The sequence below is a fragment of the uncultured Rhodoblastus sp. genome (genome assembly GCF_903903185.1).
Classification (GTDB): domain Bacteria; phylum Pseudomonadota; class Alphaproteobacteria; order Rhizobiales; family Beijerinckiaceae; genus Rhodoblastus.
Window position 1 is genome coordinate 1 of record NZ_CAIUXT010000088.1, and the last position, 10,110, is coordinate 10,110.

Genomic DNA, 10,110 nt, shown 5'->3' on the forward strand with positions numbered 1-10,110 from the left:
GGACCTGCTCGACGACATCTGCAACGACGTGCTCGGCTATGGACCGCTGGAGCCGCTGCTCGCGCGCGACGACATCGCCGACATCATGGTCAATGGCGCGACGCGCACCTTCATCGAAGTCGGCGGCAAGATCCAGCTGACCGGCGTGCGCTTCCGCGACAATGCGCAATTGATGAACATCTGCCAGCGCATCGTCAGCCAGGTCGGCCGCCGCGTCGACGATTCCTCGCCGATCTGCGACGCCCGCCTCGCCGACGGCTCCCGCGTAAATGTCATCGCGCCGCCGCTCGCCATCGACGGACCGGCGCTGACCATTCGCAAATTCAAGCGCGACAAGCTGACCCTCGACCAGCTCACGCGTTTCGGCGCCATTTCGCCCGAAGGCGCGGAAATCCTGAAGGTGATCGGCCGGGTGCGCTGCAATGTGCTGATTTCCGGCGGCACCGGCTCCGGCAAGACCACGCTGCTCAACTGCCTGACCCATTACATCGATCTCGACGAGCGCATCATCACCTGCGAGGACGCCGCCGAACTGCAATTGCAGCAGCCCCATGTGGTCCGGCTGGAGACGCGCCCGCCCAATCTCGAAGGCCAGGGCGCCATCACCATGCGCGATCTGGTCAAGAACTGCCTGCGCATGAGGCCCGAGCGCATCATCGTCGGCGAAGTGCGCGGCCCGGAAGCCTTCGACCTGTTGCAGGCGATGAACACCGGCCATGACGGCTCGATGGGAACCCTGCACGCCAATTCGCCGCGCGAGGCGCTGAGCCGGCTCGAATCGATGATCACCATGGGCGGCTTCACGCTGCCGACGCGCACCATCCGCGAGATGATCGTGTCCTCGATCGATGTGATCGTGCAGGCGGCGCGGTTGCGCGACGGCTCTCGGCGCATCACCCACATCACCGAAGTCATGGGGCTCGAAGGCGACGTCGCCATCACCCAGGACCTGTTTCTCTACGACATCGTCGGCGAGGACGCCAATGGCCGGCTTCAGGGGCGCCATCGCTCGACCGGCGTCGGCCGTCCGCGCTTCTGGGACCGCGCCCGCTATTTCGGCGAGGAGCAGCGGCTCGCCGCCGCGCTCGACGCTTCCAACGTCGGCGAATGAAAGGCGGGGGCGGCGCATGGATGTCCGATCGATCCTGACCGTCCTGTTGGCCGTCGGCGCCGGCGCCGGCGGGTTTTATCTGTTCGTCACGCCTTTTCTCACCGGCGAGTCCAAGGCGCAGAAGCGCCACGAAAAAATCGTCGCCAGGGGCGCGGACCGGCGTAGCGAACATCGCGCCGCCGACGCCGCCTCGCGGCGCAAGCAGGTCTCCGACAGTCTCAAGGAACTGGAACGGCGCAACGCCGAAAAACAGAAAATCTCCATCGAGACGCGCATCGCCCAGGCCGGACTGACCCTGTCGAAACCGAAATTTTTCCTCTGCGCCGGGGTCGCCGCGACGTCGACGGCGCTCGCCCTTTTCCTGCTCAGCGGCAATCCGCTGTTCGCGCTCGGGGGCCTCGTCATCGGCGGCCTCGGACTGCCCAATTTCTGGCTCGGCTTAATAACGAAGCGACGGCTCAAGAAATTCGGGCTGGAATTTCCCAATTCGCTCGACATCATCATTCGCGGCGTCAGGGCCGGGCTGCCGCTCGGCGACTGCCTGCGCGTCATCGCTGCGGAGGCGGCCGAGCCGGTGCGCGCCGAATTTCGCCAGATCGTCGAGGCGCAGACGCTCGGCCTGTCGGTCGCCGAGGCGATCGAACGCCTGCCCCAGCGGATCCCGACGCCGGAAGCCAATTTCTTCGCCATCGTCATCTCTATTCAACAGAAATCGGGCGGCAATCTGGCCGAGGCCCTGGCCAATCTGGCGCGCGTGCTGCGCGAGCGCAAGAAGATGCGCGACAAGGTCAAGGCCATATCCTCGGAAGCCAAGGCGTCGGCGATGATCATCGGTTCGCTGCCGATCGTGGTGGCCGGACTGGTCTATCTGACCAGCCCGCATTACATTGAGCTGCTTTGGACCACCGATACCGGTCGCATCGTGCTCGGCGTCTGCGCGCTGGTGATGGGGATCGGCATTTTCATCATGCACAAGATGATCTCCTTCGACATTTGACTGTTCTCATTTTTTCGAGGCTGCGGCGATGACCGAACTCCTGTTTGAAAGAATCGTCGATTCCCGCACCCTGCTGGCGCTGCTTGTCGGCTTTTTGACCATCGCCAGCCTGATCGCCATCGGCCTGCCGCTGCTCGAAGGCGACCGCCTTGCCGAGCGCATGAAACAGGTCGCCTCGGAGCGCGAGCGCATCCGCGCGCGCGAACGCGAGAAACTTCAGGCCCGCAACGGCGGCAACCTGCGCCACGCCCCGAAAGCCTATATGAAGGACATTGTCGAGCGCTTCAGCCTGTCGAAATGGCTCGGCGTCAAGCAGGCCCGCTCGCACCTCGCCATGGCGGGATATCGCGGGCCGCAGGCGGAGGTCGGGCTGTTGTTCTTCCGCCTTGTCACGCCCATCGGCCTTTCGCTGTTTGGCGTGACGTATCTGTTTGTACTGCTCGGCGTCGAACTGAGCCTCCCCGCCCGGTTCGGCGTGGTGCTGGCGCTGGCCTTTGTCGGCCTCAAGGCGCCGGAACTCTATCTGAGCAACACCATCGCCAAACGCCAGCAAAGCATGAGGCGGGCCTTCCCCGACGCGATGGACCTGCTGTTGATCTGCGTCGAATCCGGCATGTCGATCGAACATGCCTTCCGCCGGGTGAGCCAGGAAATCGGCGTCCGCTCGGTCCCGCTGGCCGAGGAATTCACCCTGACCACGGCGGAATTGTCCTACCTGCCCGACCGCCGCACGGCCTATGACAATTTCTACAAGCGCACCGGACTTGAAGCAGTCAAGAACATCGTCACCTCGCTGGTTCAGGCCGAGAAATACGGCACGCCGCTCGGCGCGGCGCTGCGCGTCGTCTCGCAGGAGGCGCGCGACGCGCGCATGATGGAGGCCGAGAAAAAAGCCGCCTCGCTGCCGCCGAAACTGACGGTGCCGATGATCCTGTTCTTCCTGCCGGTGCTGTTCGCGATCATCCTGACGCCGGCGATCATCCAGATTTCCGGGCAGAACTATTGAGGAGCGGCGCGGGCGGAAGTTCGTCGCGCAACAGTCGGGCCGGGTTCGCGGGACGGTCACGAATTGCGCGGCGCGAACAAAAAGCCAGGCCGGACGAAGCGACCGGCGCCCGGGAGGCCGAACGCGCGCTCTGCGGCAAGGGAGGGGAGATTCAGTATTGAAGCGGCTCACAGCGAAATTTCCGGACATTGACAACAACAATGACATCCTGACGGATTCAGATCAAAACAGCTATTCGGTCGCGTATTATTTTATAGCTTTGACCAATTGCAATGAACCGGGACGATCGCGAGGCCGCTCACAAGTCGCTTCGCCCCGGCATGGGAATCGTGTGGGCCGTCTTGTCCCAGCTTAACGGCTCCTTGAGCACCTTGTGGCGCCAGATGAAGATGTAGAGCGCACGCAAGCCGGCTGAAAAATTGACGAAATTCGAAACAATAATGCGCGGGCCCGCCATCAGCCCCTGGAAAAGCCCGTAAACATCGGTGGTGAAGATGATCCGGTGAACAAGCCGGTTGATGACCAGCATAACATTGATAAAAAACACAAGCTGCAATTTCGGACTCAGCAGCGCATAGGAAGCGATCCGCCAGTTCTCGCTGCGGGAGGCCATGAAAGCGATCAGCACTGCGTTCATTGTGAGGAAATAGGCGACTATCGCGACAATTCCCGAAAGAATGCCTTTCCGATCCCTCAAGAAGAAAATCTTTTCACTCAGCGTCCTTCCCCAGCCGAGTTTCGAGGTCGCCTGAAAGGCGATACCGAGGATCCAGCGGGCGCGTTGGCGGTAAGCAGCTTCGTAAGTGCTCGGAAAATTTTCCCGTGTGGCGATGGCAATGCGGCGCTCGACGCGCTGAAGCGCGCCGGAGCCGTTCAGGACATCTATCGTATAGGGCGCCTTGTTGGCGATGAACGCCGCGCGAAGCGCAAGTTTCTTGATGTGGAAGGCGACGTCATAGTCTTCCGTCAACGCCGTCGCATCGAAAACCTCGCCCTCGCGGGCTTGTTGCAGAGCCTTGATCGCTCGACGGCTGAAACATGCCGCGACGCCGGCGCAAGGAATGATCCCCGTCAGTTGCTCCCGAACGACGAGGTCTTTTTTATGAAATTCAGCGAACTCGTCCATGTAGACGCCGGCAACGAACTCCTGCAATCCGCGACTGAAAGAATATACCGGTATTTGAATGAAATCGATTTCAGATATGAGAAAATTGAAAAGGTTTGACTCCAGTGGATGCATTACATCCTCACTATCATGTAATATATACCCGGCAAATTCAATATCATTTTGTGTTTCAAATAAATCGACTGCATTGATGATCGTATTCAGGCAATCTGCTTTTGTGGTTGGCCCCGATCGCTCGCCGATCACAAGCTGGACCCGGTCCGGATATTTCGCCGCGGCTCGACGCACTTCATCCTGTGTGGCTGGATCGTTTGGATAGGCGCCAACAAAAAAGATTGTCTTTTGTGCATGAATGACATTCACATCCAGCATACGAAAAATAACTTCGGCTTCAAGCCACGCCGGCACCAGCACCGCCAGATAATGTTGCGGCGCAGTCAACAACTCCTCTTCCGAAAGTTGAGGATGCGCGCGCTTGTGTCGCCCCGTGAGTTTGATAACCCAGAAGCAGATGTCGACAAATACATCATCCAGGCTGTAAATAATTACAACAATGCCCGTTATAGTGAACAAAATGGCTATTGCACCGACATAGGAATTAATGGCGTCAGTAAAATCATGCATTGGCTGCTCGAGGGGAAGGATGTGAATCTCATATTTTTGCGCGCATCGGATGTCTATGATTTACCTAGTTCAAAGCAGCGTCACGTTGTTGTTTTTGCAAGAGCCGATGGATCGACGCAACAACTCGTTTTGCGGCGTGGCCGTCGCCATAGGGGAAGACTGGAACCGACATGCGCGCATAGAGGCCGTTGTCTTCGTGAAGTTCGGAAATTGCCTCGAAGACGTCGCGAGACTCTAATCCAACGATACGAACGGCGCCAGCAGACACGGCCTCCGGACGCTCGGTCACGTCGCGCAGGACGAGCACGGGCTTGCCGAGAGCAGGCGCCTCTTCCTGAAGGCCGCCGCTATCGGTGACGACCGCCCACGAATGTTTCAGGGCGGCGACCAACGACGCGTAGTCGATGGATTCCGTCACCACGATCCGGGGATGATCGGAAAGCAGCCTGTAGACCGGCCGATGCGCGCGGGGGTTCGGGTGTGCGACGAAAAACAGGGCGAGGTCGGGATGGGCGTCGATCGCCATACGAAGCCCCTTCAAAGACTTTTCAAGCGGCGCTCCGAAATTCTCGCGCCGATGGGCGGTCGCAAGGATGACCTTGGGCGATGCGGGAAAATTGGCCGGCGTTTCAGGATCGGTATTCGCGACATGCATCAAAGCGTCAATAACCGTATTGCCTGTTATGACGCAATTCCGCTTGTCGATGCCTTCGGCGACGAGGTTTGCATAAGCCAACTGGGTCGGCGCGCAATGCAATGACGCGCAAAGGCTGGCGATTCGCCGGTTCATTTCCTCGGGAAACGGCTCGTCGATAATTCCTGTCCGCAACCCGGCTTCCACATGGATGAAGGGCACCCGGCGTTGAAACGCCGCGACCGAGGCCGCCGCGACCGAGGTTGTGTCGCCCTGCGCGACAAGGCAGTCGGGCCGCATACGTTCGATGACCGCATCCAACGCAAGTATAGCCTTGCCGAAGAACTCATTGAGCGAACCTGTCTCGCGTTCGATCGACAAATTCTGGTTCGGGCGGACGTTGAACAATAAAAGGGGCGCGACGACGATATCCTCGTGCTGCCCAGTGGTGACGACATAGGGAGTCGCCCAGCCGCAATTTTTCAGCGCCGCTATGACCGGCGCCATTTTGATCGCCTCCGGGCGCGTCCCGACAATGCAAAGACAGATGCGCTTCGCAATTGCTTCCGTCGGCTCCCTTGTCGCGCTCACCTGGCGGCTCCAATTTCGCAATACGCCCGATTCTTCCTATCGAACGCCTTCAGAGTGATTTCTTCAAGTTTGGTTTCTTCCGATCGATTTTTACCTGCCGATTGCGGCGGCGATGATGACAAACGAAATGCTCAGCCCGATCGCCATCAGAATGGCGACGCCGACCGCACCCCAAAACACGCCGCCTGCAAAGCCGATCACGGCCGTTAAAGACAGCGTGAAGAGGACAAGCAGAAATTGTCGCATGAATTTCCCCGCAAGAAATCATCCTTTACGTACGGCGCATCCATAACGTATGCAATAGTAACTAAATAACTACTGATTCGGTCGAAATCGCACCTGGCCACCGATTCCCGACATCGAATTTCGTGGCGAATGGCAATGGAGCAGCAAAATGCCTCTTGCCGTAAGGCGGCTCAAGGCCGCAATTTTCGCGTCCCTAGCGTATCTGTCTCCTTCCGTCGTCGGAGCGCCCCTCGCCGCCGAAGCGCAATCCCTTTCGCCTCAACCTGGAGCGCCGGGCTATCAGGATCTTGCCTTCGCATACGCCAGACTGGCGTCAGGAGACCTGAATTCCGCCCTCAAATTCGCGCGCCGCGCCCGCGAGGCCGCGCCGGGATCGGAGACGCCCGTTCGCGTGCTGGTCGATGTTCTGCTCAAACTCGGTCGTCCAGGCGAAGCACTGGAGACGATCGACGTCTTCGCTGCAGCCCACGGGCCATCCGGCCCCCTTTTGGCGCAACGCGGCTTCCTTCGAAAGTTGCTTGGAGACGCCGACGGAGCCGCGCGGGATTTCGAAGCCGCGCGCGAGGGCGGCCAAATGGATGAATCGGAAAGGCGGACGACGGACAGCGCCCTTTTCGACTTGAAGATGGAAGCCGCCAACAAGGCCCTGGTCTCGGGTCAATTCGACGCAGCGATCGGACTGGCCAAGGAAGCTGAAAAGCTCAATCCAAACGCCGAAGCGCCTGTTTCCCTGATCGTCGATGTAGAACGCCGGCGGGAACGCCCCGATGCGGCGCTTTCCGAGGCGGACCGGTTCATCGCCGCGCGAAAGGCGACGTGGCGCGTGCTGGCGCAACGCGCGTTTTTGCGGCGCGCCGTTAATGACCTGCAAGGCGCGGAAGCTGATTTTTCCGCTGCGCTCGCCGCCCCGGATATGGACGCCCCGAGCAGGAAAAACCTGAAGGAGGGTCTCACCGAGGTTCGCGCCGCGATCCGGGCCGCAGCACTTGCCGCCGATCTCGAACGGGCCTCTGCGGCTTTGGCGAAAGGCGATTACCTGCGCGCCATCCGGGCGGCCGAGGCGGCGCGGGTCGGGAATTCGGGACTTGAGGCGCCGGTCCTCATCCTCATGAGCGCCTGGAGCGGCCTGCGCCAGCCTCGTTCGGCCATCGAGGCCGCCGACGCCTTTCTCAAAGATAACCCGGCGAGCGCGGCAATTCTGGCGCAACGAGGATACAGCCTAAGGGAGATCGGCGACATCGCGGGAGCGAGCGCGGATTTCTCCGCCGCCCTCGCGAAGCCTGGTCTCGACCCGGAGCAGATCAATCGCTTGAGGCTCGCCCTGGCCGAAGCGGAGAATGCGAGGAAAGAGGCCGCTGCGCCCGCTGTTCCCTCCGCGCCGTCTGCGCCGCCCGTCGACCAGGCGCTCAATCGCGCCTTTGCCGCGGAAAAGGCCGGCAATCGCGCCGAAGCGCTGCGGGCGGCGCGCGAGGCGCGCGCGCTCGATCCTCGCGCCGAGGCGCCGGCGCTGGCCTTGATCCATATCCTGATCGGGCAAGGCGACAAGAAGGCCGCCCTGGCCGAGGCAAACCGTTTCCTTGCAACCGGCGCCCGCAGCGCCTCGATGTTGGCGCAACGCGGCTTCCTGCTGCGAGGCAAGCAGGACCTCGACGGCGCGATCGCCGATTTTTCTGCGGCGCTAAGGATCGGACTGCCGCCGAATCAAGCTCCGGTCGTTCGGCGCGCGCTGGAGGAAGCGCGTTACGCGTCGGTCGCGGAGCGAGCTTACCGTGCGGCGGCGTCCCGCAATTGGTCGTCAGCCCTCCAGTCCAGCCTTGAAGCCGAAAAATTCGCCCGTGCGGATGAAGGGGTGTTTCGCGTGACGATCGAGGCCCTTTCAGGCCTTGGACGCCGCAAGGAGGCTTTGGCGGCGGCCAATCGGCTGATCGCGCGGGGCGGCGCGAGCGGCGCAGCCTATGCGCAACGCGCCTATCTCCGCGAGAGCGAAGGGGACCGCGCCGGGGCGATCGCCGATTTCCGCGAAGCCTTGCGCCTTGGCGGCTTGACGGCGGCTCAGAGGGTCGAGGCCCGGCGCGGGCTCGCCGTCGCCGAAGCGGCGGTGCTGGAAGCCCGCGGCGACATGGCGCAGGCGCGTGAGACCCTGGTGGCGTTCACGCGGCTATATCCGCGCGACGCGGACGGCTGGAAGGTTCTGGGCGCGTTTTACGCTCGCCGGAAGGATTTCGCTGAGGCGCTTGCCGCCTATCGTACCAGTCTGGCGATCTCGCCGCGCGGCGAAGCTTACCTGGAGGCTGGCTATGCGGGCATCCATGTCGACCATGTGCTCGAATCGCACTATTTCCGTGCGGCTCTAGACCTTTGGGACAAGGATCCTTCGCTGAGAGCCCGCCCGCCGCGCGACCGCGACCTCGTCCGCGCCCAGACCGTCGAGGCGGACGGAAGCTTGCGGACCAACATCGTTCTCGGCGCTATCACGGACCGTCCAAGATATTGGGGCGGAACGCAGGGTCAGCCAAGCTTCGAGTCCGACCTGCTGTTTGATGGCCGCTATTTGCCCTACGTCAACGGACTGGAGGTTTTCGTCGGCGCCCTGCGATCGCAGGACCAGACCGATTTCGTCGAAGCCTATACACGTCTCGGCCTGCGGTTGCGGCCCATCGACAACGTGAATTTCAGCCTCAGCGCAGAATGGCAACATTATTTCGCCGGGAACGACGCCCATGACCAGCTTGCCCTTTCCTGGGGCTATGGCTACGGCGGCTTCGCCTATACGAGCGAACCAAGCGCGGGAGCCGCGGCAGCATTGCAGCCGACGACGCAAACAACGAACTATCCGCTGGACTCCGGATGGCGGCCTTTGACGAGTTTCGCCACCTATGGGCAATACCGGACGGGCGAAGGACGCTATCTCCAGAGCGCCGTCGGCATTCTCGGCTATGCCTGCTGGGACGTCGAAAAGCGCCTGGTCGTAGGGCCGAGCGCGATGGTTTACGGCTCCTTCGACAGCGCCGACGCCAACCCCCTCGCCTTCGGCGCAGGGCCTGCCCTGATCGCGCGGCTCTGGTTTGGCGGAAATTATTACCGCTCTTATGACGGCGCCGTCAGTCTGCAACTGGGCTATCTCTTTCCGTTCGGCGAAAGCGCGCGCCTGGGAGGCGTGAACGCCGTCCTGAGCTTCTCATTTTGATCTCGGCTTTTGCCTCGCCTTTGCGGGAAGCGGATAAAAGATCGACATTTGCGCCCCCGATCCGCGCATGGGATTTTCGCCGCCCTCGACGGGAACCGATGACGCAAAAACCCCGGTTGCTTTGCGACCGGCGCAAACTCCTCGCGATAAGATTGTTCTAAATCAATGCTTTAGACAACAAATTGGATATCCTGTCATCGTCGCTTCGGAGTTGACGCCACCCATTTCACGCAGGTAGGAATAAAACGCCTCAATGCGCCAGTTTATTGTGGTTATGCGGGTGTTTCGGATAAATATATTTTGGCATAATTTTGTTAAATTAGCCTATTAGAATTAAATATAAGATTTACACTGGAGAGTTAAAATTTTTTTATCGAAATAAAAAGATATTTACTATTGAGTCAAAAAATTATTTTCTTGAAATATAAAGTGATATACGTTTACGATTACAAATGCTCTCGCTTGAGTTGAGAGCGATTTTTCAAGAATTTATTATAATCTTGTGTACTATTTAAGAACATATTTTATATAAATCTATATAATTATTCCTATCACATGACAAGTACCTTCGACTCATAAAGGTGCACC

At 60.1% G+C, this 10,110-nt stretch carries 7 protein-coding genes; 4 read left to right on the forward strand and 3 right to left on the reverse strand.

The window, feature by feature from the left end; translation table 11 throughout:
• The 3 genes from QZY01_RS08360 to QZY01_RS08370 form a co-directional block, all read left to right on the forward strand.
• The coding region (locus tag QZY01_RS08360) for a CpaF family protein (protein WP_294535792.1) at positions 1-1,111 on the forward strand (1,111 nt) is incomplete at its 5' end.
• A 16-nt stretch (positions 1,112-1,127) separates the two neighbouring features.
• The gene (locus tag QZY01_RS08365) at positions 1,128-2,108 is read left to right on the forward strand and encodes a type II secretion system F family protein (RefSeq protein ID WP_294535794.1); all 981 of its coding nucleotides are present in this window, start codon (positions 1,128-1,130) and stop codon (positions 2,106-2,108) included.
• Positions 2,109-2,136: 28 nt separating this feature from the next.
• Positions 2,137-3,114 carry a type II secretion system F family protein gene (locus QZY01_RS08370; protein ID WP_294535797.1) on the forward strand — a complete coding sequence of 326 codons (978 nt, stop codon included), beginning with the start codon at positions 2,137-2,139 and terminating at the stop codon, positions 3,112-3,114.
• A 298-nt stretch (positions 3,115-3,412) separates the two neighbouring features.
• Here QZY01_RS08370 and QZY01_RS08375 read toward each other — a convergent pair whose 3' ends face one another.
• From QZY01_RS08375 to QZY01_RS08385, 3 genes are all read right to left on the reverse strand, one after another.
• Positions 3,413-4,864 carry a glycosyl transferase family protein gene (locus tag QZY01_RS08375; protein ID WP_294535800.1) on the reverse strand — a complete coding sequence of 484 codons (1,452 nt, stop codon included), beginning with the start codon at positions 4,862-4,864 and terminating at the stop codon, positions 3,413-3,415.
• Positions 4,865-4,928: 64 nt separating this feature from the next.
• A complete protein-coding gene (gene wecB / locus QZY01_RS08380) occupies positions 4,929-6,089 on the reverse strand; it encodes a UDP-N-acetylglucosamine 2-epimerase (non-hydrolyzing) (RefSeq protein ID WP_294535801.1) in 1,161 nt (386 codons plus the stop codon).
• Positions 6,090-6,179: 90 nt separating this feature from the next.
• Positions 6,180-6,335, reverse strand: coding sequence for a hypothetical protein (locus QZY01_RS08385; protein ID WP_294535804.1), 156 nt, complete (start codon positions 6,333-6,335; stop codon positions 6,180-6,182).
• A gap of 148 nt (positions 6,336-6,483) precedes the next feature.
• On the opposite strand from QZY01_RS08385, the gene QZY01_RS08390 reads away from it, so the two are divergent.
• The gene (locus QZY01_RS08390) at positions 6,484-9,522 is read left to right on the forward strand and encodes a tetratricopeptide repeat protein (RefSeq protein WP_294535807.1); all 3,039 of its coding nucleotides are present in this window, start codon (positions 6,484-6,486) and stop codon (positions 9,520-9,522) included.
• The last annotated feature ends 588 nt before the right edge of the window (positions 9,523-10,110 follow it).

What these genes read in the sequence shown, in the direction of transcription:
- QZY01_RS08365 (WP_294535794.1), top strand. Translation starts at nt 1,128, where the DNA reads ATGGATGTCCGATCGATCCTGACCGTCCTGTTGGCCGTCGGCGCCGGC.
- QZY01_RS08390 (WP_294535807.1), top strand. Translation starts at nt 6,484, where the DNA reads ATGCCTCTTGCCGTAAGGCGGCTCAAGGCCGCAATTTTCGCGTCCCTA.
- QZY01_RS08370 (WP_294535797.1), top strand. Translation starts at nt 2,137, where the DNA reads ATGACCGAACTCCTGTTTGAAAGAATCGTCGATTCCCGCACCCTGCTG.
- QZY01_RS08385 (WP_294535804.1), bottom strand. Translation starts at nt 6,335, where the DNA reads ATGCGACAATTTCTGCTTGTCCTCTTCACGCTGTCTTTAACGGCCGTG.
- QZY01_RS08375 (WP_294535800.1), bottom strand. Translation starts at nt 4,864, where the DNA reads ATGCATGATTTTACTGACGCCATTAATTCCTATGTCGGTGCAATAGCC.